The sequence below is a fragment of the Streptomyces sp. TM32 genome (assembly GCF_004122755.1).
Lineage (GTDB): Bacteria > Actinomycetota > Actinomycetes > Streptomycetales > Streptomycetaceae > Streptomyces > Streptomyces sioyaensis.
The window spans coordinates 66434-88510 of record NZ_SDIG01000004.1; the positions used below are offsets into that span (position 1 = coordinate 66434).

Here is a 22077-nt window from a genome sequence, read left to right on the forward strand (position 1 = left end):
TTCCCCCAAACCTGCCGGCGGCATCACCGCCCGGCCCTTGCGAGAGTACGAGCCATGCACGACGTACCGACCCGCGCCGGCGAGTCTTCTCCCGGTGCCAGTTCTCCTGGCGCCGGCTCCCCCGGTGTCGCCTCTCCTGGTACCGCCGCTCCCGGCGCGGTCGCCGGTGGGCAGGAGCCGTTGTCCGCGGGCCTCAAGCAGCGTCACCTGACGATGCTGGGCCTGGGCGGGGTGATCGGCGCGGGTCTGTTCGTGGGCTCCGGGGCCGGCATCGCGGTGGCCGGGCCGGGGATCGTGCTGTCGTATCTGATCGCGGGCGCGCTGGCGATGCTGGTCATGCGGATGCTCGGCGAGATGTCGGCGGCGATGCCGGCCTCCGGGGCGTTCTCCGTCCACGCGGAGCGGGCGCTGGGCCGCTGGGCCGGTTTCAGCGTCGGCTGGCTGTACTGGTTCCTGCTGGTCGTGGTGCTGGCGGTGGAGGCCACCGGTGCGGCGCAGATCGCGAACGGCTGGGTGCCGGCGGTGCCGCAGTGGGCCTGGGTGCTGCTCTTCATGACGGTCTTCACCGCCGCCAATCTGTCCGCGGTGAAGAACTTCGGAGAGTTCGAGTTCTGGTTCGCCGCCCTGAAGGTCACCGCGATCGTGCTGTTCCTCGTGCTGAGCCTGCTGGCGGTCTTCGGGGTGCTGCCGAACGCCGAGCCGGTCGGGCTGGGCAACCTCACCGGGCACGGCGGGCTGCTGCCGCACGGCTGGGGCGGGGTGGTCTCCGGGGTCCTGGCCGTGGTGTTCGCCTTCGGCGGCCTGGAGGTCGTCACCATCGCCGCGGCCGAGTCGGACGACCCGGCGCGGGCGGTGGGCCGGGCGGTGCGCAGTGCGGTGTGGCGCATCCTGTTCTTCTACGTCGGCTCGATGGTGGTCATCGTGACCCTGCTGCCGTGGTCGTCGATGGAGCCGGGCAAGAGCCCGTACGTGGCGGTGCTGGACCGCGTCGGTGTGCCGGGGGCCGGCCAGATCATGAACATCGTGGTGTTCGTGGCGCTGCTCTCCGCGCTGAACGCCAATCTCTACGGCTCCTCGCGGATGGTGTTCTCGCTGGCCGAGCGGGGTGAGGCGCCGCGCGCGCTGCTGAAGGTGTCGAGCGGCGGAGGGGTGCCGCGCCGGGCGGTGCTGGCCTCGGTGGCCTTCGGCTTCGTCTCGGTGCTGCTGAATCTGGAATGGCCGGATTCGGTCTTCCTCTACATGCTCAACGCGGTCGGCGCGGTGCTGTTGTTCGTCTGGGCACTGATCGCCATCTCCCAACTGCGGCTGCGGGGGCGGATCGAGCGCGAGGCACCGGGGCAACTGGCCCTGCGGATGTGGGCCTTCCCGTATCTGACCTGGGTGGCGCTGGCGGCCATGGGTGCCGTGCTGGTGCTGATGCTGACCGATGACGCGGCCCGTCCACAGCTGTTGTGGTCGGCCGGGGCGACCGGCGCGGTGCTGCTCGCCGCGGGCCTGCGCGCGCTCCGGGAGCGCCGCGCGGGCGACTGAAGCCCGAGACGGGGATCACACCGCGTGGTAACTGACGCCCGTTCGGATACCCATGGTGACGATCACGTCTGAATATCGAACATTCGCTGCACGACTGTTGCCCTGAGCGGACACCGGCCCCCAGACTGAGCCCGCTTTGCCGAGGACCCCGGAATCGTGCTGTCGGCAGGCCCATGCGACCTGCCGCCCCACCGGGGTCCGGGGGCCGGCAGCACCGTCGCACCGCTCGCGGCCCCGGGAGAACGCAGTAACGCCTCGCTCCGCTCTCACCTACTGGGACAGGAACCACATGAATCGGACACCCTCGTCCGCCGCCGCCGCGCGCGAGCAGGCCGACGCGGTTCAGGGCGCCGGCCCCGACAGCGGCTCCACGCTGTCCAACGGCCTCAAGCAGCGCCACCTCTCGATGATCGCCCTGGGCGGGGTGATCGGCGCGGGCCTGTTCGTCGGCTCGCGCGAGGGCATCGCGGCGGCCGGCCCGTCGATCGTGCTGGCCTATGCCGTCTCCGGCGCCCTGGTCATGCTGGTCATGCGGATGCTCGGGGAGATGGCCGCGGCCAATCCGGCCTCCGGCTCCTTCTCCGTGCACGCCGAGCGCTCCATCGGATCCTGGGCCGGATTCACGGTGGGCTGGATGTTCACCGCGCTGCTGTGCGTGGCGGTGGCCGCCGAGGCGCTGGGCGCCGCGGACGTCATGGTCCAGTGGTTCCCGGGCAGCCAGCCGTGGATGTGGGTGCTGCTGTTCATGGTGATCTTCACCGGCACGAACCTGGCCGCGGTCAGCAACTTCGGTGAGTTCGAGTTCTGGTTCGCCGCCCTGAAGGTCGCGGCGATCGGCATCTTCCTGGTCCTGGGTCTGCTGGCCATCTTCGGCGTGCTCCCCGGCACCCATGCGCCGGGCACCGCGCACCTCACCGGCGACGGCGGCTTCCTCCCCAAGGGCCTGAACGGCCTGATGGTCGGCCTGCTGGCCTCGGTGTTCGCGTACGGCGGTCTGGAGACGGTGACCATCGCGGCCGCCGAGTCCAAGGACCCGGTGCGCGGGGTCGCGCGGGCGGTGCGGACCGCGATGTGGCGGATCGCTCTCTTCTACGTGGGCTCGATGGCCGTCATCGTCACCGTCATCCCCTGGAACGACTCCTCGATCGCCAAGAGCGGCCCCTACGTCGCGGTGCTGGACTACCTCGACATCCCGGCAGCCGGCCAGATCATGAACGTGGTCATCCTGGTGGCCCTGCTGTCCGCGATGAATGCCAACCTCTACGGCTCGTCCCGGATGGCGTTCTCGCTGACCGCCCGCGGCCAGGGCCCGGCGTTCCTGTCGAAGGTCAGCGGCGGGGTGCCGCGCCGGGCGGTGCTGATGTGCGCCGCCTTCGGCTTCGTCGCGGTGCTGCTGAGCATCGTGTGGCCCGACACGGTCTTCCAGTGGCTGCTGAACATGGTCGGTGCGGCCGTGCTGGTGGTGTGGGGCTTCATCGCCGCCGCCCAACTGCGGCTGCGGCGGGCGCTGGAGCGCGAGGCGCCGGAGAAGCTCGTGGTGAAGATGTGGGCCTTCCCGGTGCTGACCTGGGTGGCGCTGGCGGGTATCGCCGCCGTGCTGCTGCTGATGCTGCGCGATGAGAACCAGCGGATCCAGCTGATGTTCACCGGTGGCTTCGGGATCGTGCTGGCGCTCGTCGGCCTGGCCCGGCAGCGGTCGCTGGGCAGCGGCCCGGACACGCCCTAGGTGTGTTGTCCCGTCACCAACGTGCCGGGACAACACACCTAGCGCTCTCCGGATTCCCCACAGGCGGGGCGGGACCTCCTTCCGAGGTCCCGCCCCGCCTCCGTCTTTGGCACCAGGCCGGTCCCGTCACCGGCCGGCGAGCACTCCTGCTGATAGCGTGTTCTTGCACATTGTTTGCAACTACTGCATGTACGCAGCTTGGAGGCGGGATCGGCATGGCCACCTACACACTTCCTGAACTTCCGTACGACTACGCGGCGCTGGCTCCGGTCATCAGCCCCGAGATCATCGAGCTGCACCATGACAAGCACCACGCGGCGTACGTGAAGGGCGCGAACGACACCCTGGAGCAGCTCGCCGAGGCCCGCGACAAGGAAGCGTGGGGCCACATCAACGGCCTGGAGAAGAACCTCGCGTTCCACCTCTCCGGCCACATCCTGCACAGCATCTACTGGCACAACATGACCGGCGACGGCGGCGGCGAGCCGCACGAGAAGGACGGCGTGGGCGAGCTGGCCGACGCCCTCGCGGAGAGCTTCGGCTCGTACGCCGGCTTCAAGGCCCAGCTGACCAAGGCCGCCGCCACCACCCAGGGCTCCGGCTGGGGCGTCCTGGCCTACGAGCCGGTCACCGGCCGGCTGATCGTGGAGCAGATCTACGACCACCAGGGCAACGTCGGGCAGGGCTCGGTCCCGATCCTGGTCTTCGACGCCTGGGAGCACGCCTTCTACCTGCAGTACAAGAACCAGAAGGTGGACTTCATCGAGGCCATGTGGCAGGTCGTGAACTGGCAGGACGTCGCCAAGCGGTACGCGTCCGCCAAGCAGCGCGCGCACAACCTGCTGCTGGCCCCGTAACGCCGGCACCGGCGCCACCGGTCGTCCTGCCTCGTGATCGTCTTCTCACCCTTCACCTGGCAGGCGGAATGACGGAGCGCCCCCGCACGTCCGATACGTGCGGGGGCGCTCCCATGGGCATCAGTGGCCGGACATCGGTGCCGGGACCTCAGTCGAAAATCGGCCCCTGGGTCCGCGTCCGCTTGATCTCGTAGAAGCCGGGGATCGAGGCGACCATCAGCGTCCCGTCCCACAGTTTGGCGGCCTCCTCGCCCTTGGGGGCGGGGGTGACGACCGGGCCGAAGAAGGCGATCTGCTCGCCGTCGTGCCCGGGGACGGCGATGACCGGGGTGCCGACCTCCTGGCCGACCAGGTCGATGCCCTCCTTGTGGGAGGCGCGCAGCTGCGCGTCGTAGGCGTCGGAGTCCGCGGCGTCGGCCAGTTCGGCGGGCAGACCGGCCTCCTGAAGGGCGTCGACGAGGGTCTCGCGGGTGCGGTCCAGGCCGCGGTTGTGGAAGCGGGTGCCGAGCGCGGCGTAGAGCGGGCCGAGCACCTCGCTGCCGTGCTGCTGCTCGGCGGCGATGCACACCCGCACCGGGCCCCAGGCGGTCGCCAGCAGGTCGCGGTAGTTCTCCGGGAGCTCGTCCAGCTTGTCCTCGTTGAGCACCGCCAGGCTCATCACGTGCCAGCGCACCTCGACCGGGCGGACCTTCTCCACCTCCAGCATCCAGCGGGAGGTCATCCACGCCCAGGGGCACAGCGGGTCGAACCAGAAGTCTGCGGGGGTCTTCGCGGTCTCGGACACGGGGGTCTCCTCTTGAGAGCGGTGCGGCAACGGAGCTTATATGTGCACGGTTCAACCGCCGGCGGGCGTGCCATGATTCCCCGTGTTCGATATCCGAGACGAGCATGAGGGAGTCACGTCGTGCCAGGTGAGAATCTGTCCCGGGACGAGGCGCAGGAGCGCGGCCGGCTGCTGAGCGTCGACGCGTACGACGTGGCGCTGGACGTCCGCTCGGCGCTCGCCCACGGTGCGGACGCGGACACCTTCCGCTCCCGGACGACCATCCGCTTCCGCTGCGCCGAGCCCGGCGCCGCCACCTTCGCGGACCTGCTGGCGCCGTCGGTCACCTCGGTCACCCTCAACGGCCGGGAGCTGGACCCCGCGGCGGTCTTCGACGGCACCCGGATCACGCTGGCAGCGCTGGCCGCGGAGAACGTCCTCGTCGTCGACGCGCAGTGCGCCTACAGCCGGACCGGTGAGGGGCTGCACCGCTTCGTGGACCCCGAGGACGGCGAGGTCTACCTCTACACCCAGTACGAACCCGCCGATTCCCGCCGGGTCTTCGCCAACTTCGAACAGCCCGATCTGAAGGCCCCGTTCACCTTCGAGGTGACCGCCCCCGAGGGCTGGGTCGTGCTCAGCAACGGCGCCCAGGACGGCGCGGCCGAGGACGGCCGGCACCGCTTCGCGACGACCCGGCCGATCTCCACGTACATCACGGCCGTGGTCGCCGGCCCGTACCACTACGTCTCCGACAGTTACCGCCGCACCTTCAAGGACGGCACCACGCTGGAGATCCCGCTGGGCGCGCTGTGCCGCAAGGGGCTGGCGAAGTACTTCGACGCGGACGACGTCTTCACGGTCACCAAGCAGGGCCTGGACTTCTTCCACGACCACTTCGACTTCCCGTACCCCTTCGGGAAGTACGACCAGGCGTTCGTCCCGGAGTACAACCTCGGTGCGATGGAGAACCCGGGCTGTGTCACCTTCCGCGAGGAGTTCATCTTCCGCGGGAAGGTGACCGAGGCGTCCTACGAGCGGCGGGCCAACGTCATCCTGCACGAGATGGCACACATGTGGTTCGGCGACCTGGTCACCATGGAGTGGTGGGACGACCTGTGGCTGAAGGAGTCCTTCGCGGACTTCATGGGGTCCTTCGCGCTGGTGGAGGCGACGCGCTTCACGGACGGCTGGATCACCTTCGCCAACCGGCGCAAGTCCTGGGCCTACCGCGCCGACCAGCTGCCCTCCACCCACCCGGTCACCGCCGACATCCGGGACCTGGAGGACGCCAAGCTCAACTTCGACGGCATCACCTACGCCAAGGGTGCCGCGGTGCTCAAGCAGCTGGTGGCGTACGTGGGGCGGGAGGCGTTCCTGGAGGGCGCCCGGCGCTACTTCAAGCGGCATGCCTACGGCAACACCCGTCTCACGGACCTGCTGACGGTGCTGGAGGAGACCTCCGGGCGGGACCTGGCGGCATGGTCGCGGGCCTGGCTGGAGACCGCGGGTGTCAACTCCCTCACCCCGCAGGTCACCTGTGACGCCCAGGACCGGATCACCGAGCTGGGCATCCTCCAGGAGGCGGCGGCCTCGCACCCCGAGCTGCGGCCGCACCGGGTGGCGGTGGGCCTCTACCGCCGGCAGGACGGGTTCGCGGAGGGCGGGGATCCGGCGCTGGTGCGCTACGCCCGCGCCGAGGTGGACGTCTCCGGGCCGCACACGGTGGTGCCGGAGCTGGCCGGTCTGGAGCGGCCGGAGCTGATCCTGGTCAACGACGAGGACCTGACGTACGGCAAGGTCCGTTTCGACGAGGGGTCGCTGGCCACCCTGCGGGCCCGGCTCGGCGAGCTGGCCGACCCGATGGCGCGCGCGCAGTGCTGGGCGGCGCTGTGGGGGCTGACCCGGGACGGGCTGATGCCGGCCCGCGACTACCTCGACCTGGTGCGGCGGTTCGCCGGCCGGGAGACCGACATCGGGGTGCTCCAGTCCCTGCACGACCAGGCGCAGACCGCGCTGGAGCACTACGCGGCGCCCGAGCACCGGGAGTCCGCCGGCCGGGAGCTGGCCGAGGGCGCGCTGCGGGAGCTGCGGCTGGCCGAGCCCGGCAGCGGCCATCAGCTCACCTGGGCCCGGCACGTCGCCGCCGTCGCCACGTCCCCCGCCGATCTCCAGCTGGTCCAGGGCCTGCTGGACGGCACGGCGAAGATCGACGGCCTGGACGTGGACCAGGAGCTGCGCTGGACCCTGCTGGAGCCGCTGGCCGCGCACGGTCTCGCGGACGAGGCCGTGATCGCCGCGGAGCTGGCCCGCGACGACACCGCGTCCGGCCGGCGCCAGCAGGTGCGCTGCCTTGCGGCCCGGCCCTCGGCCGAGGTCAAGCAGCAGGCGTGGCAGGCGGTCGTGGAGTCCGACGTACTGTCGAACGCACTGGTGGAGGCGACCATCGCGGGTTTCGGCCAGCCGGGGCAGCACGAGTTGCTGGCGCCCTACGCCCCGCGCTACTTCGAGGCCGTCGAGCGGGTGTGGCGGGAGCGGTCCATCGAGATCGGGATGGCTGTGGTGCGCGGGCTGTTCCCGAGCTGGCTGGTGGAGCACTCCACGCTGGAGGCCGCGGACCGCTGGCTGGCGGAGCACGACCGGGCGGCGCCCGCGCTGCGCCGGCTGGTCCTGGAGAAGCGGGACGATCTGGCCCGGGCACTGCGGGCACAGGCTTGTGACGCGGCGGCCGGGGCCAGGCCGTAACCCCCGTGGCGACCAGCCCTTTTCGGCAGTCGAACGCCCGTACTTTAGTACAGGGTTGTCCGGTTTGTGGTACGAGCGTGTAACAGCGGTTAGGGGGCGGAGCGGGCGCGGGAATCTGGCCCGCATGAACCACGACACCCCGCTCTCGCCCCTCCCCCTCCGCCACCTCTCCGACGTCCGCAGCCGGGTGATGACCACCCGTCAGCTGCGCGAGCACGGCATCCCGGCGGCCGAGACCACCGAACGCTGCCGCGCCGGCGGCCCCTGGCAGCAACTGCTGCCGGGCGTCTATCTGCTGCACCCGGGGCCGCCCACCAGCGAGGAACGGCTACAGGCGGTGCTGCTCTACGCCAGTCATCGGGGGCCGACCGTGCCCCGGCAGGGCGCCGCGTCCGAGGACGCCCCCGAGGCGATGATCACGGGTCTGGCGGCGCTCGTCCTGCACGGCTTCGCGGAGGCGCCCCCGCTGCTCGGCCTGGACCGCATCGACGTGCTGGTGTCGCGCACCCGGCGGCTGCGCTCGACCGGTTTCGCGCGGATCCTGCGGGCGGTGGAGCTGCCCGTCGCGCAGGAGATCACCGGGGTGCCGGCCGCGCCGGTGCCGCGCGCCCTGGCGGACGCGGTCGGCGGGCTCACCGACGCGCCCACCGTGCGCCGGCTGCTGACCGAGGCGGTGCGCGGCGGTCACTGCGAGGCGACCGCGGTGGTGCGGGAGCTGAGCCGGGCCCGGCTGCTGACCCGGCCGCACGTGGTGGACGCGGTGGACACCCTGCTGGCCGAGGGCCGGGCGCTGGCCGAGCAGCGGCTCTACGCCATGGTGCGGGAGCACGGGCTGCCCGACCCGCTGTGGAACGTCGATCTGCGGCTGCCGGGCGGGCCGCACCTGGGCGGCGTGGACGCCTTCTGGCCCGAGTACGGGGTGGCCCTGGAGATCGACACCCGGGCGCCCCGCCCCGAGGAGGACCCACTGGCGTCCCCCTTCTTCCACAAGCGCGAGCACCTGGAGCGGCTGGGCATCACCGTCGTGCGCTGTCTGCCCCGCACCCTGCGCGAGACGCCCGACCAGCAGGCCGCGGTGGTCCGTACGGCCCTGATGGCGGCCGGGGACCGGGAGCCGGGTGCGTATGTGGTGGTACTGCCGCGCTAGGGGGTGTCTCCCCCTAGCCGGGTGCTTCGGGGCGCCGGCCGCGCCCCGGGGATGCGCGCCCGCGCGGGCCCCGTCAGCGCCGCTTGAGCAGCAGCTCGACGTTGCGGTCCCGGGCCGTGCCCGCGAGGTCGGTACGGGCCTCGGGCGCGTTGAAGGACAGCTCGCGGTAGAGGGCGGCCAGCCCGGTCTGCGAGAGGTCGGTGAAGTCCGTACGGTGCGGGGCGGCCGACTCGACCAGGGTGGCGAACAGCGACAGCGTGCCGTCGTGGTTGTCCACCAGCTCGATGACCCGGGCCAGTTGCGGGAAGTCGATGTGCGAGGCGGTGGAGATCTCCCAGAAGCTGCCGTGCGCGATGATCTCGTTCTTGTGGCTGTGGCCGTTGATCCAGCCGACCACCCGGGGGTGCGCGGCCAGCACCTCGATCAGCTCCGGACCGCCGTGCCGCTTCTCGTGCGGGCGGGCGGGGTCGGGCCGGGTGTTGTTCATCGTCTTGCCGGTGTGGTGGCTGAAGACGAGGACGTGCTGCTTGTCCCCCTTCTCGTTCTTCTTCAGCACCCCTTCCAGCCAGCTCAGTTGGGCGTCGCCGACCGAGCCGGTGTAGTGGCCGCCGGGGTCGGTGGTGTCCAGGCTGATCCCGAGGACGTCATCGGAGATCTTGAAGGTGTAGTAGAGCCGGTCCTCGGACAGAGCCGCCGCGGTGTAGCCGTGGCCGTGCGGGCCGGGGCCGGTGTGCGCCGGGTCGAGATGGGCGCGCAGATACTCGGCCCGGGTGAAGGGGGCGCGCCGCGCGTCGGGGGTGACGCTCCTGGCCTGCTTGCGGTGCGAGGTCAGCAGGCGCTTGAAGTCCGCGCCCTTGGGGTCGAGGCCCTCCTTGACCGCCTTCCACACCTTCGCGGCCTCGGCGGCGGGCAGCGTCTCCAGCTTGCGGCCCCCGGTGGCGATCTCGGTCCAGAAGGGGTCGCCGGGGGCGTAGCAGCCGCCGGGCAGCGAGTCGTGGTTGCCGACCGTCGAGTACCAGGGCAGCCGCAGGCCGGGGCTGTGCACGGTCCGGATCGCCGCCTGGAGGAAGCCGTGCAGATGCGGGAAGCCCCGCTTCTTGTCGGCGTCGCGCAGCGCGCTGTCCGGCTGCCAGTACAGCGCGAGCCCGCTGTCCTGGACGCCCTCGTAGCGGCGCGGGTCGCCGGAGTTGGGGGTGATCCGGCCGCCGCTCATCGCGGTCAGGAACCACTCCAGCTCCAGCTTGGAGTTGTTGTCGGTGTTGTCGCCGGTGGTCATCACGAAGGACAGCGGGGTACCCGTGGCGGGCCCGCCGGGCAGCGCGTTGACCCGCTCGATCAGCGAGACGACGCCGGCCACGGACAGCGCCTCCTGCGGCCGCCAGGCGCTGGCGGTCTCGGCGCGCAGGTACTCGTAGCGCAGCGGGCTCTGCACATCGACCAGATGCAGGTCGGTGAACTGCACGAACGACGCCAGGGCGGTCCGCCGCCGGTCGCGCCCGCCGTGTGCGGTGGCCAGGTCGGCGCGTACCACCCGGTTCCATGCGGGGCCGTCGGCGAGCCGGCGGTAGCCTCCGCTGCCGCGCGGGGCGGACACACTGCCGAGGGTGGTGCCCTTGGTGTACGGCACATGGGGGACGGCGGGGGCGTCGACCGGCGCCGGCGCGGCCGGGGCCGGGCCGGTGGTGACGGCGGCGGCCTGGGCCGGCCGGTCCGGGCCGACGCCGAAGGCGAGCCCCAGCCCGGTGGCGGCGCCGACGGCCCCGGTGGCGGTGAGGAACGTACGGCGGTCGAAGGTGGCGGCGGACCGTATACGGGACATACGCAGGCTCCCCGAGTGCGAACGCGAAGGCGGCCGGGCAGCACAACTGCCCTGTCACCTGGGATGGTTGGCATCGGGAATGACCTGCGCGTGAACGCCACCGCAACGCGGGGAACCCATCACCGCACAGGGATCTGCCCGCCACCGGCCGGTCACGGAGCCCTGCCCGGGGGTGTGGCCGGCGGTCACCGGATGTTCACCCCGCGGGGTATCCGCAGCGCACACGGCCGGGTGGATGCCACGCACCGTGAGCGAGTGGGCGCGCTCCGTCCCGATCCGCCCCCCGACCCGCCACGGAATGGAACGGATTGGACAAGGCGACGGGTGTCACACACATGATGGAGGCACTACTGAGCAGGTGTTCCGAGCAGACACCCGAGCCAGGCCAGAAAGAAGGAGTCCCATGAGGATCGGAATCGTCGGAGCCACCGGACAGGTCGGCGGTGTGGTGCGGGGCATCCTCGCCGAGCGGAACTTCCCGGTCGAGCAGCTCCGGCTGTTCGCTTCGGCCCGGTCCGCCGGACGTACGCTGCCCTGGCAGGACACCGAGATCACCGTCGAGGACGCGGCCACCGCCGACTACTCGGCGCTGGACATCGTGATCTTCTCGGCCGGCGGTGCCACCTCCAAGGCGCTGGCGGAGAAGGTCGCCGACGCCGGCCCGGTCGTGATCGACAACTCCTCGGCCTGGCGCCGTGACCCCCAGGTGCCGCTGGTCGTCTCCGAGGTCAACCCCTCGGCGATCACCGAGCGCCCCAAGGGGATCATCGCCAACCCGAACTGCACCACCATGGCCGCGATGCCGGTGCTGCGCCCGCTGCACGCCGAGGCCGGCCTGGTCTCCCTGGTCGTCGCCACCTACCAGGCGGTCTCCGGCAGCGGTCTGGCCGGCGTGGAGGAGCTGGACGGCCAGGTCCGCAAGGCCGTCGAGCAGGACGCCACCAAGCTGACGCACGACGGCTCGGCCGTGGAGTTCCCCGCCCCGGACACCTACGTCCGCCCCATCGCCTTCAATGTGCTGCCGATGGCCGGCTCGATCGTCGACGACGGGCTCAACGAGACCGACGAGGAGCAGAAGCTCCGCCACGAGAGCCGCAAGATCCTGGAGATCCCGGACCTGAAGGTGGCCGGCACCTGCGTCCGCGTCCCGGTCTTCACCGGCCACTCGCTGCAGGTCAACGCGCGCTTCGCGCGTCCGCTCAGCCCCGCCCGCGCCCAGGAGCTGCTGGCCGGCGCCCCCGGCGTGGCCCTCTCCGACGTGCCCACCCCGCTCCAGGCCGCCGGCCAGGACGCGTCCTTCGTGGGCCGGATCCGTAACGACGAGACCGCCGAGAACGGCCTGTCGCTGTTCGTCTCGAACGACAACCTCCGCAAGGGCGCGGCGCTGAACGCCGTCCAGATCGCGGAGCTGGTCGCGGCCGAGCTGCGCGGCTGACCGCACAGCTCGCACCACACTGCCGGGTGCCCGTACGGAGTCGACCTCCGTACGGGCACCCGCGCTTTTCGGGCGGCGTGCCCGGCGGTCCGTTCAGAGCGCCAGATGCCGCCGGAGCGCGACGTCGATCTCCACCATGCGCTGTCTGGGCACCGAGCCGACCCTTTGGCGCACGCGCTCCAGGGCGACGGCGCGGACCTGTTCGCACTGGGCCTTGGAGTCCTTGGGCAGACGGCACTCCTCGGCGTCGAGGAACACCTGGAACGTAAGAACACGCGCGGTGTTCGACGTCAGGGGAACGACCGTGACCACCCCCCGCCGGTTGCTCTCGACGGACTGATTGGCGCCGTTGTTGGACACGATCACGGCCGGGCGGATCTTGCTGGCCGCACTGCCGCGCGCCGGTTCCAGATCGATCATGTGGACGTCACCGCGCCGCATCGGCAAGCCCGTCCCCGCTCGTCCGGTCCCAGAGCGCCGCATCCTCGCTCGCGTCCCACTCCTCGAACGCCTCGGTGTACTCCGATTCGAGTTCCGCGGCACGCAGCAGTTCGATGGCGGCGTGTATCACGGCGGACCGGGACTCCGCCTCCGTTCTCGATGCGTACTCGTCGACGAAGGCGAGGTCCTCCTGAGGCAGACTCACACTAATCTTCATACCTCGATGCTACCCATATAGCTACCACTGTGCTACCTCGGATATCCCCCTCGGCAGCCCCCGCCCACATGGAAGGATGGCCGAAACTTCCGATGCAATGACCAATGCGAAGGAGATGAACGGGTGCCTGGCACGAATCTGACCCGCGACGAGGCGCAGCAGCGGGCGCGCCTGCTGACCGTGGACGCGTACGAGATCGATCTCGACCTCTCCGGCGCACAGGAGGGGGGAGACGCGGACGGCAGCGACCACGGCACGTTCCGGTCCGTGACCACGGTGCGGTTCGACTCGGCCGAGGCGGGCGCGGACTCCTTCATCGACCTGGTCGCGCCGGCCGTGCACGAGGTGCGGCTGAACGGCGAGGCGCTCGACGCGGGCGAGGTGTTCAAGGACTCGCGGATCGCGCTGACGGGGCTGCGGGCCGGCCGGAACGAATTGCGGGTCGTGGCGGACTGCGCCTACACCAATACCGGTGAGGGGCTGCACCGTTTTGTCGACCCGGTGGACCAGCAGGCCTATCTGTACACACAGTTCGAGGTGCCGGATGCGCGGCGGGTCTATGCCTCCTTCGAGCAGCCGGACCTGAAGGCGACGTTCCAGTTCACCGTGAAGGCCCCGGAGGGCTGGACGGTGATCTCCAACTCGCCGACGCCGGAGCCGAGCGGGAACGTCTGGCGCTTCGAGCCCACGCCGCGGATCTCGACCTACATCACGGCGCTGATCGCCGGTCCGTACCACAGCGTGCACAGCACCTACGAGAAGGACGGGCGGTCGGTGCCGCTGGGCATCTACTGCCGCCCGTCGCTGGCCGAGCACCTGGACGCGGAGCAGATCTTCGAGGTCACCCGGCAGGGCTTCGAGTGGTTCCAGGAGAAGTTCGACTACGCCTACCCGTTCGCGAAGTACGACCAGCTCTTCGTGCCGGAGTTCAACGCCGGCGCGATGGAGAACGCGGGCGCGGTGACCATCCGCGACCAGTACGTCTTCCGGTCGAAGGTGACGGACGCGGCGTACGAGGTGCGTGCGGAGACGATCCTGCACGAGCTGGCGCACATGTGGTTCGGCGATCTGGTCACCATGGAGTGGTGGAACGACCTGTGGCTGAACGAGTCGTTCGCCACCTACACCTCGATCGCCTGCCAGGCCTACGCCCCGGGCTCGAAGTGGCCGCACTCGTGGACGACGTTCGCCAACTCCATGAAGACCTGGGCCTACCGGCAGGACCAGCTGCCGTCGACCCACCCGATCATGGCCGAGATCAACGACCTCGACGACGTGCTGGTCAACTTCGACGGCATCACCTACGCCAAGGGCGCCAGCGTCCTCAAGCAGCTGGTCGCCTACGTCGGCAGGGACGAGTTCTTCCAGGGCGTGCAGGCCTACTTCAAGGCGCACGCCTTCAAGAACACCCGGCTGTCGGACCTGCTCGGTGCGCTGGAGGAGACCAGCGGACGGGATCTGAAGACCTGGTCGAAGAAGTGGCTGGAGACCGCGGGGATCAACATCCTGCGGCCGGAGATCGAGGTGGACGCCCAGGGCGTGATCACCTCCTTCGCGGTGAAGCAGGAGGCTCCGGCGCTGCCGCCGGGCGCCAAGGGCGAGCCGGTGCTGCGGCCGCACCGCATCGCGATCGGCTCGTACGAGCTGACGGACGGCAAGCTGGTGCGCACCGGGCGGATCGAGCTGGACGTGGACGGTGCGCTGACCCCCGTACCGCAGCTGGCCGGCACCCGGCGGCCCGCCGTCCTCCTCCTCAACGACGACGATCTGTCGTACGCCAAGGTCCGGCTGGACGAGGAGTCGCTGAAGGTCGTCACCGAGCACCTCGGGGACTTCACCGAATCGCTGCCGCGCGCCCTGTCGTGGGCATCGGCCTGGGACATGACGCGGGACGCCGAACTCCCCGCCCGTGACTACCTCGCGCTGGTGCGCTCCGGCATCGGCAAGGAGTCGGACATCGGCGTGGTCCAGTCGCTGCACCGCCAGGTGAAGCTGGCGCTGGACCTGTACGCGGCACCGGAGTGGCGCGAGACGGGCCTGGCGGTCTGGACGACGGAGACCCTGGAGCAGCTGCGGGCGGCCGAGCCGGGCAGCGACCACCAGCTGGCCTGGGCCCGTGCGTTCGCTGCTTCGGCCCGTACCGACGAGCAACTGGACCTGCTCCAGGGCCTGTTGGACGGCACGGAGGAGATCTCCGGGCTGGCCGTGGACACCGAGCTGCGCTGGTCGCTGGTGCAGCGGCTGGCCGCCACCGGCCGGGCGGACGAGAAGGCCATCGCGGCGGAGCTGGAGCGGGACAAGACCTCGGCGGGCGAGCGGCATGCCGCGACGGCGCGCGCGGCGCGGCCGACCGAACGGGCCAAGGGCGAGGCCTGGGCCTCGGTCGTGGAGTCCGACCGGCTGCCCAACGCCGTGCAGGAGGCCGTCATCGGCGGCTTCGTGCAGAGCGACCAGCGGGAGCTGCTGGCGCCGTACACCGCGAAGTACTTCGACGCGGTGAAGGACATCTGGGAGTCCCGCAGCCACGAGATGGCGCAGCAGATCGCGGTGGGTCTCTACCCGGCGCTCCAGGTGTCGCAGGAGACGCTGGACGCGACGGACGCCTGGCTGGCCGCGGCCGAGCCGAGCGCCGCGCTGCGCCGGCTGATCAGCGAGTCGCGGGCCGGCATCGAGCGGGCGCTCAAGGCGCAGGCGGCGGACGCGGCGGCGTAGGCGCCCCGCTGCCCCCGACGGGCCCCCACCGCACCGGCGGTGGGGGCCCGTCGGGTGCCGGGCGCCGGGTCGCGGCTCAGTCGCTCAGCTCGTCGAAGCGGCGGACGAGCGCGGCGCGGCCGGTCCCGGTGAGCGCTCCGTACAGCCGCAGCCGGGCGAGACCACCGTCGGGGAAGACGTCCAGCCGGACGTGGGTGGCGGCGTAGGCCCTCGGGAGCCGGAAGCGGTGCGGGGTGTCGGGCTGCAGCGTGGTGCGCGGCAGGATCTCGTACCAGGCCGACGGGTCCGCCGGGTCGGCCGATTCGGCGTCGCAGCCGTACAGCGCCGCCCAGCCCGCGGAGTTGCCCTTGAGGTACGCGGTGTCGATCTCGACGGCGCGGATCTCGCCCCGGGCGGCGAGCCGGAAGCGCACCCAGTCGTTCGTGCCCTTGACCCGGCGGCGGCGGTTCTCCCAGCCGTCGTCCATCTTGCGGGACAGATCGGGCCGGATGAGCTGGGTGGGCGAGGAGTAGAAGCGGTCGGAGGCGTCCTCGACGGTGCCGCCGTGCAGCACGGAGGCCAGGTCGAGGGTGCTGAGCACGTCGAGCCACTCCGGGTCCGGCACGACCTCGCCGTGCACCCGCAGGCGGGCGATGCCGCCGTCGGGGTACTGCTTGAGGCGGAGGTGGGTGAAACGGCGCTCGGCCTCGACCGCGAAGCCGTTGGCGGCGTGGCCGCGGACCGGCGTGCGCGGGACCAGCTCGTGCCAGGTCACGTCGTCGGCGAGCAGTTCGTGGGGGCCGGGGCTGCCGGGCAGCGCGGTGGCCTCGACGGATATCTGCTGCGGGTAGTTGCCGCGGAAGTGGGCGGTGTCGACGACGATGCCGCGGATCACGCCGGGGGCGGCGAGCCGGATCAGCGCCCAGTCGTGCTCGTGGTCGGCCGGAAAGGGGTGCTCGGCGTCGGCGCCGCGGCGGCGCCGGGTCTCCCAGCCGTCCATGATCTTGCCCTTGTGACCGAAGCGCTCGGGGTCGAAGACCGCCTCGGTCGGCGTCAGCAGATTCTCCCGCTCGGCGAAGAACTCGTCGTTCGCGGCGATCACCCCGGCGCCGAGCCGGCGGTCGGCGAGATCCACGAGCGAGGTGAAGGGGAAGTCCCCGCCGCGGTAGTCGGCGTAGGGATCGCCGCCGCCGTACGGGGCGGCGTCGTTGGCGTGCGGGTCGTGGCTGTCGGCGGGGAGGCTGGTCATCGTGGCCTTTCGACGGGGGCGAAGGGAGCGGACCACGCCACGGTCGCAGCGGGTCACCCCTCAGGTCCATCGAAAGTTTTTGAGCAATACGTTCAGCTGGACTGAACGGTCGGGTCTTCCGGCGCCTGGGCGGCGGCCGCCTGCCGCAGCGCCGCCAGCACCCGGGCGAGTCCCGGCGCCCCCTCCGCACCGCGCCGGACGGCGGCGATCACATGCCGCCGCGGCCGGTCGGCGCGCAGGACCCGCAGCGCCACTCCCCCGGCGGCGGCTTCCCCCCGTGCGCGGCCCTCTCCCGCGCGGCTCTCTCCCGCGGGCCCCTCCCCCGCGCCGCCGACGCCGCCCGCCATCGCCATCCGGGGCACCAGCGCGACGCCCATCCCGGCAGCGACCATCGCCCAGATCGCGCTCCAGTCGGCGGCGGCGTGCGCCTGCTCGGGCACGAAGCCGGCGCTCTCGCAGACGGTGGTGGTGATCTGCGACCAGGGGCCGCTGCTGCCGAAGATCCAGGGCTCGTCCGCCAGATCGGCCAGCCGCAGCTCGGGCGCGGCGGCCAGCCGGTGGCCGGCCGGCAGCGCCACGTCCAGCGGGTCGGCCAGCAGCTCGACCCGGCTGAACCGGGGGTCGCGCGGCGTGGGGGCGTGCGCCGCCAGGGACAGCGCCAGATCGACACTGCCGTGTGCCAGCAGCTCGTACGCGGCCTCCGCCTCGGCCTCCCGTACGGCGACCGACAGCCCCGGGTGGCTGCGGCGCAGCTCCTGGACGGCGGGCACCACCAGCGCGGGGACGGCGGTGGCGAACGCCCCGACCCGCACCTGGCCCGCCTCGCCCCGGAGATGGCCGAGCAGCTCCGCGTCCGCGCGCTCCAGCTCGGCGAAGACCGCCTCGGCGTGCCGCAGCACCAGCTGGGCGGCGTCGGTCAGCCGGACCCGCCGGCCGTGGGCCTCCAGCAGCGTCACCCCGAGCGTCCGGGCCAGCCCGGTCAGCTGCTGGGAGACCGCCGAGGGCGTCATGTGCAGCGCCTCGGCGGTCGCGGTGACCGTGCCCCGCTCCTGGAGGGTGCGCAGGATGTGCAGCTTCTTGAGGTCCCAGTCGGCCATGCGGGCAGCGTACGCATCCGCCGGCGCGGTCAGCGGGTACCGCGGGGCCGCGGCGGGTGCGGCGGGGGCCCCGCCGCGGCCGGCCGGTTCAGCCGCGCTTGGCCTGGCGGCGGGCGAGGATGGCCGCCTGTCGCTCGTCGAACTTCCGCGCCTGGCCGTCCAGGCCGCCCATGAACAGCCCCAGCTCCTCCTGCGCCGCGAGCCCGGCCGGGCCCAGGCCGCCGATCTCCAGCACCTTCAGATGGCGCAGCACCGGCTGCAGCACGTCGTCGTGGTGGATGCGCAGGTTGTAGATGCCGCCTATGGCCATCCGGGCCGCCGACCGCTCGAAGCCGGGCATGCCGTGGCCGGGCATCCGGAAGCCGGTGACGACATCGCGCACCGCGCACATGGTCTGGTCCGGCGCCAGCTCGAAGGCCGCGCCCAGGAGGTTGCGGTAGAAGACCATGTGGAGGTTCTCGTCGGTGGCGATCCGGGCCAGCATCCGGTCGCAGACCGGGTCGCCGGAGTGGTGGCCGGTGTTGCGGTGCGAGATCCGGGTGGCCAGCTCCTGGAAGGCGACGTACGCCACCGAGTGCAGCATGCTGTGCGAGTTGTCCGACTCGAAGCCCTCCGACATGTGCGCCATGCGGAACCGCTCCAGCTCGTCCGGGTCGACGGCCCGGCTGGTGAGCAGGTAGTCCCGCATCACGATGCCGTGCCGGCCCTCCTCGGCGGTCCAGCGGTGCACCCAGGTACCCCAGGCGCCGTCCCGGCCGAAGAGGGTGGCGATCTCGTGGTGGTAGCTGGGGAGGTTGTCCTCGGTGAGGAGGTTGACCACGAGCGCGATCCGGCCGATGTCGCTGACCTTGGACTGCTCGGGGGCCCACGGCTCACCGTCGTCCAGGACGCCGGTGAAGTTCCGTCCGTCGCTCCACGGCACGTACTCGTGCGGCATCCAGTCCTTGACGATCTTCAAATGCCGGTTGAGTTCCTTTTCGACGACCTCTTCGAGTGCGTAGAGCAGTTGGGCGTCGCTCCATGCGGTCTGGCCGCGCTCTCCGTTATGGCGGGCGGGGGCGATGGTCACGGGGGAACTCCTGGGGGACGACGACCTACGGGGCCGTAGGTTTGACCTACGGCTGCGTAGGTTACGTCATCGTAGGTTAGGGCCGGTTAAACACTGCGCCCCCGCAAATCAGGCGAAAATTGCGCGATAGCCGCCTCGCAACCCCTTTTTCACCTGCGGAAATATCCGGGTACGACAAAGGGCGCCCCGCGGTCTTGTGACCGTTGGGCGCCCTGGAGGCGTCATTGTGGTGCCGGCGTCAGCCCTTGGACTTGGCCTTCTTGTCGGCCTTGTCGCCCGCCATGACCAGTCCGGCGATGATCAGGAAGAGCACGATGGGTGCAGCGACATAGAGGCCGAGCGTCTGGATCACGCTCAGGCCCGGACCCGGGTCGTCACCGTCGTCGCGGGTGAGCGCAAACGCGGGGGACGACATCAGCAGCATCAGCGCGGTGCCGGCGGTGATGGTTCCGGCGCGCAGGACATTCTTATTGACCTTGTTGCTCACGAAGTCAACGTATCGGACGCCCTGCCGCCCCGCGCGCCCGGGGTGGCGCAACGGGCCGCCCGGGCCGGGCCCGCGGGCGCTCATCCTCCCGCGACCCGGCTCCGGGCGGGACCTGGACGGCCGTCGCCGACCATCACCTGCTCGGCGCCGGCCGCCTTGTAGGCGCGCATCCACTGGTCGACGTCCATGCGGGACGGCGCGAACCACTTCTCGTCCTCGGTGCCGGAGCCCCATTCCCGGTTGGTGAAGGTGTCCATGCCGAAGTGCGTGAAGGCGGTCACCTCCCGCTGCTGCCAGGCGAGTTGCCCCGGGGTCGGGACGACACGGGCGGCCTTCTCGACGATCCGGGCGGGGGTGTCGCAGGGCTCGACGGCCATCTGGGAGGCGGGGTGCACGGGCCGGTCGCAGGGGCCGGCGGCGGGGGCGGCCGACGACGGCCGGGCCAGGGAGCTCTGGACGGGGGCGAGCGCGGCGGCCGCGGTGAGCGCGAGCACGCACAGCGTCCGCCGGGTGCGGCACAGGGCCATGGTTCCCTCCCCCTCACCGACCACGCAGGCGCGAATGGTCGGATGTCTGGACGGTGTCCACGGCATGGTTCCGGACGGCGTGACCTACCGGAAGGGTGCGTACGACGAGCGGTCGCGGGCGTCCTGAAACCATCCGTCCGACAACTCCCGCATCAGCGCGTGGAGTCGGGGCGAGGCGGCCAGCTCCTCCAGGGTGTGCGGGCGCCCGTCGGGACCCGCGATCGGTACGCGCCAGTTCGGGTATTCCTCCCATGTCCCGGGCACGTTCTGCGGACGGCGGTCCCCCACCGCGTCGGGCAGCCAGACGCCGATCATCCGCGCCGGGGTGCGCAGCAGGAAGCGGTGGACGGCCCGGACCACCGCCTCCTCGTTGCCCGCCCCCTCCGGCAGCAGCCCGCGCCGGGCCAACTCCCGCAGCCACTCGGCGAGTTCGTACCGGGCACGGGCGTGCTCCCGCTCCGGCGGCCCGGCGAGCAGCCCGAGCCGTTCACGCAGCGCGACGTCTTCACCGGTCAGCCGGGCCGCGGTGGGCGGCAGATCGTGCGTGGTGACGGTGGCGAGACAGCCGCCGCGCCACTCGTCGGGCGCCAGGATGCGGGCGCCGGCGGCGGATTCCGGCGCCTCGGTCGCGCCGGGCCGGTCCGCGGACTCCGCCCGCGACGCCCCGTCCGCCTCTCCCTGGGCGCCCGCTCCGCAGTCCCTGTAGTCCCGCTCGAACCACAGCACGGAGGTGCCCAGGACGCCTCGTTCGGCGAGCGCCTCGCGGGCGCCCGGCTCGACGGTGCCCAGGTCCTCACCGATCACTGCGGCGCCCGCGCGGTGCGCCTCCAGGGCCAGCACCGACAGCATCGCCTCGCTGTCGTAGCGGACGTAGGCGCCCTCCGTCGGCGGCCGGCCCTCCGGGATCCACCACAGCCGGAACAGCCCCATCACATGGTCGATCCGCAGCGCACCGGCGTGCCGCAGCAGCTGGCGCACCAGCTCGCGATAGGGGGCACAGCCCGCGGCCGCCAGGGCGTCCGGGCGCCAGGGCGGCAGCCCCCAGTCCTGGCCACGGGCGTTGAAGACGTCCGGCGGCGCCCCGACGGACATCCCGGCGGCGAAGGCGTCCTGCTGGACCCAGGTGTCGGCACCGGACGGATGGACACCGACGGCGAGGTCGTGCACCAGCCCGATGCCCATCCCGGCCTCCCGTGCGGCCCGCTGCGCACCGGCCAGCTGCTGATCGGTGAACCAGGCGAGCCGGCAGTGGAAGTCGATCCGGTCGAGCAGCTGCGGGCGCAGCCGGGCGACCTCCGCGGCCCGCGGCTCCCGCAGACCGGCGGGCCAGCCGCGCCAGTTGGGGCCGTGCCGCTCGGCGATCGCGCACCAGGTGGCGTAGTCCTCCAGGGCCTGGCCCTGCTCGGCGAGGAAGTCGCAGTATTCGGCCCGCCGCCCCGGGCCCAGCGGGACCCGCCACAGCAGCTCCAGGGCCTCGCGCTTGAGCGCCCAGACCGCGTCCCGGTCGATCAGCGCGCCCCCTTCGAGCACGCCGGCCCGCAGCGCGGCCGCCCGCGCGGCCAGTGCGTCGGCCCGTAAGCGCGCGGCGCCGGTGAGGTGGGCGTACTCCGGGATGTGCGCGATCCGCAGATGGACCGGGTCGGGGAAGAGGCGCGAGGAGGGCCGGTAGGGGGACGGGTCGGTGGGCGGGCCGGGGACGGCCGCGTGCAGCGGGTTGAGCTGGACGAAGCCGGTGCCCAGGGCACGCCCGGACCAGGCGGCGAGGTCGGTGAGGTCCCCGAGGTCACCCATGCCCCAGGACTGCTGGGACAGCAGGGAGTAGAGCTGCACCAGGAAGCCGTGGCTGCGGCGGGGTGGTACGGGCACCCGGTCGGGCGCGACGATCAGCGGGGCGCGGGCGGTCCGGCCGTCCGGGCTGTGCGCATGCAGCACATGGATGCCCAGGGGCAGCCGGGCGAGGGCCGCGGGATCGGGCGCCCCCAGCTCCTGCGCGGCGCCGTCCTCGGTCTCCACCCCGAGGACGCTGCCTTCGGGGAGACCCGTGAGGTCGGGCGGCCGGGCCGGCCGGGCGACGACGGTGCGCGGCAGCAGGGCCGCGCCCGTGGCGTCCGCGCGGGCGGCCAGGGCGGTACGGACGGCGTGCGGAGTCGAGGCGTCGACTCCCAGTGCGGCGAGCACGGCGACGACGGTGTCGTCGGTGATCTGGACGCTTCTGCCCGGTGCGGGCTCGTACGACGTGGCGATGCCGTGCAGCCGGGCGAGCCGCGCGCGGCCCAT

At 71.9% G+C, this 22077-nt stretch carries 16 protein-coding genes and 1 pseudogene; 7 read left to right on the forward strand and 10 right to left on the reverse strand.

Features of this window, described 5'->3' with window-relative positions; all coding sequences use genetic code 11:
* Window positions 1–213 precede the first annotated feature (213 nt).
* The 3 genes from EST92_RS02005 (at window position 214) to EST92_RS02015 (ending at window position 4113) form a co-directional block, all read left to right on the forward strand.
* Window positions 214–1530: an amino acid permease gene (locus tag EST92_RS02005; RefSeq protein WP_254068411.1), complete on the forward strand. Its 1317-nt coding sequence runs from the start codon at window positions 214–216 to the stop codon at window positions 1528–1530.
* 289 nt (window positions 1531–1819) lie between these two features.
* Window positions 1820–3256 carry an amino acid permease gene (locus tag EST92_RS02010; RefSeq protein WP_129279254.1) on the forward strand — a complete coding sequence of 479 codons (1437 nt, stop codon included), beginning with the start codon at window positions 1820–1822 and terminating at the stop codon, window positions 3254–3256.
* 215 nt (window positions 3257–3471) lie between these two features.
* Window positions 3472–4113 carry a superoxide dismutase gene (locus EST92_RS02015; RefSeq protein WP_129279255.1) on the forward strand — a complete coding sequence of 214 codons (642 nt, stop codon included), beginning with the start codon at window positions 3472–3474 and terminating at the stop codon, window positions 4111–4113.
* Between the two features lie 148 nt (window positions 4114–4261).
* Here EST92_RS02015 and EST92_RS02020 read toward each other — a convergent pair whose 3' ends face one another.
* Window positions 4262–4897, reverse strand: coding sequence for a DsbA family protein (locus EST92_RS02020; RefSeq protein WP_129279256.1), 636 nt, complete (start codon window positions 4895–4897; stop codon window positions 4262–4264).
* 120 nt (window positions 4898–5017) lie between these two features.
* Here EST92_RS02020 and pepN (EST92_RS02025) point away from each other — a divergent pair, with 120 nt between their 5' ends.
* Together pepN (EST92_RS02025) and EST92_RS02030 are read left to right on the forward strand one after the other, a co-directional pair.
* Window positions 5018–7621, forward strand: coding sequence for an aminopeptidase N (gene pepN / locus EST92_RS02025; protein WP_129279257.1), 2604 nt, complete (start codon window positions 5018–5020; stop codon window positions 7619–7621).
* A 124-nt stretch (window positions 7622–7745) separates the two neighbouring features.
* Complete coding sequence (locus tag EST92_RS02030; RefSeq protein WP_129279258.1) at window positions 7746–8768, forward strand: hypothetical protein; 1023 nt, start codon at window positions 7746–7748, stop codon at window positions 8766–8768.
* A gap of 73 nt (window positions 8769–8841) precedes the next feature.
* On the opposite strand, the gene EST92_RS02035 is transcribed toward EST92_RS02030, so the two are convergent.
* Window positions 8842–10587 (reverse strand): TIGR03767 family metallophosphoesterase, encoded by a 1746-nt coding sequence (locus tag EST92_RS02035; RefSeq protein ID WP_129279259.1) that lies wholly within the window; start codon window positions 10585–10587, stop codon window positions 8842–8844.
* A gap of 403 nt (window positions 10588–10990) precedes the next feature.
* On the opposite strand from EST92_RS02035, the gene EST92_RS02040 reads away from it, so the two are divergent.
* Window positions 10991–12022, forward strand: a complete 1032-nt coding sequence (locus tag EST92_RS02040) for an aspartate-semialdehyde dehydrogenase (RefSeq protein WP_129246395.1) — start codon at window positions 10991–10993, stop codon at window positions 12020–12022.
* A gap of 93 nt (window positions 12023–12115) precedes the next feature.
* Here EST92_RS02040 and EST92_RS02045 read toward each other — a convergent pair whose 3' ends face one another.
* Together EST92_RS02045 and EST92_RS02050 are read right to left on the reverse strand one after the other, a co-directional pair.
* The gene (locus EST92_RS02045; RefSeq protein WP_254068409.1) at window positions 12116–12442 is read right to left on the reverse strand and encodes a type II toxin-antitoxin system PemK/MazF family toxin; all 327 of its coding nucleotides are present in this window, start codon (window positions 12440–12442) and stop codon (window positions 12116–12118) included.
* Window positions 12443–12449: 7 nt separating this feature from the next.
* On the reverse strand, window positions 12450–12680 hold the full coding sequence (locus EST92_RS02050; protein ID WP_129279261.1) for a ribbon-helix-helix domain-containing protein: 231 nt from the start codon (window positions 12678–12680) through the stop codon (window positions 12450–12452).
* A 123-nt stretch (window positions 12681–12803) separates the two neighbouring features.
* Between EST92_RS02050 and pepN (EST92_RS02055) the strand changes: the two genes are divergently transcribed.
* Window positions 12804–15392, forward strand: a complete 2589-nt coding sequence (gene pepN / locus EST92_RS02055; protein ID WP_129279262.1) for an aminopeptidase N — start codon at window positions 12804–12806, stop codon at window positions 15390–15392.
* Between the two features lie 76 nt (window positions 15393–15468).
* On the opposite strand, the gene alc is transcribed toward pepN (EST92_RS02055), so the two are convergent.
* The 6 genes and pseudogenes from alc to malQ form a co-directional block, all read right to left on the reverse strand.
* The gene (alc, locus tag EST92_RS02060) at window positions 15469–16620 is read right to left on the reverse strand and encodes an allantoicase (protein ID WP_129279263.1); all 1152 of its coding nucleotides are present in this window, start codon (window positions 16618–16620) and stop codon (window positions 15469–15471) included.
* A gap of 92 nt (window positions 16621–16712) precedes the next feature.
* Complete coding sequence (locus EST92_RS02065) at window positions 16713–17717, reverse strand: LysR family transcriptional regulator (protein WP_129279264.1); 1005 nt, start codon at window positions 17715–17717, stop codon at window positions 16713–16715.
* 88 nt (window positions 17718–17805) lie between these two features.
* A complete protein-coding gene (locus EST92_RS02070) occupies window positions 17806–18786 on the reverse strand; it encodes an acyl-ACP desaturase (RefSeq protein ID WP_129279265.1) in 981 nt (326 codons plus the stop codon).
* A gap of 238 nt (window positions 18787–19024) precedes the next feature.
* On the reverse strand, window positions 19025–19273 hold the full coding sequence (locus tag EST92_RS02075; RefSeq protein ID WP_129279266.1) for a hypothetical protein: 249 nt from the start codon (window positions 19271–19273) through the stop codon (window positions 19025–19027).
* 128 nt (window positions 19274–19401) lie between these two features.
* A pseudogene (locus EST92_RS02080) lies at window positions 19402–19800 on the reverse strand (alpha-L-fucosidase); the annotation flags it as partial.
* 84 nt (window positions 19801–19884) lie between these two features.
* Window positions 19885–22077: a 4-alpha-glucanotransferase gene (gene malQ / locus EST92_RS02085; protein ID WP_129279267.1), complete on the reverse strand. Its 2193-nt coding sequence runs from the start codon at window positions 22075–22077 to the stop codon at window positions 19885–19887.

Coding starts and splice junctions, on each gene's coding strand:
- EST92_RS02035 (WP_129279259.1), bottom strand. CDS start 10,587: ATGTCCCGTATACGGTCCGCCGCCACCTTCGACCGCCGTACGTTCCTC.
- EST92_RS02065 (WP_129279264.1), bottom strand. CDS start 17,717: ATGGCCGACTGGGACCTCAAGAAGCTGCACATCCTGCGCACCCTCCAG.
- EST92_RS02045 (WP_254068409.1), bottom strand. CDS start 12,442: ATGATCGATCTGGAACCGGCGCGCGGCAGTGCGGCCAGCAAGATCCGC.
- EST92_RS02010 (WP_129279254.1), top strand. CDS start 1,820: ATGAATCGGACACCCTCGTCCGCCGCCGCCGCGCGCGAGCAGGCCGAC.
- EST92_RS02040 (WP_129246395.1), top strand. CDS start 10,991: ATGAGGATCGGAATCGTCGGAGCCACCGGACAGGTCGGCGGTGTGGTG.
- EST92_RS02005 (WP_254068411.1), top strand. CDS start 214: ATGCTGGGCCTGGGCGGGGTGATCGGCGCGGGTCTGTTCGTGGGCTCC.
- EST92_RS02030 (WP_129279258.1), top strand. CDS start 7,746: ATGAACCACGACACCCCGCTCTCGCCCCTCCCCCTCCGCCACCTCTCC.
- malQ (WP_129279267.1), bottom strand. CDS start 22,077: ATGGGCCGCGCGCGGCTCGCCCGGCTGCACGGCATCGCCACGTCGTAC.
- EST92_RS02015 (WP_129279255.1), top strand. CDS start 3,472: ATGGCCACCTACACACTTCCTGAACTTCCGTACGACTACGCGGCGCTG.
- alc (WP_129279263.1), bottom strand. CDS start 16,620: ATGACCAGCCTCCCCGCCGACAGCCACGACCCGCACGCCAACGACGCC.
- EST92_RS02050 (WP_129279261.1), bottom strand. CDS start 12,680: ATGAAGATTAGTGTGAGTCTGCCTCAGGAGGACCTCGCCTTCGTCGAC.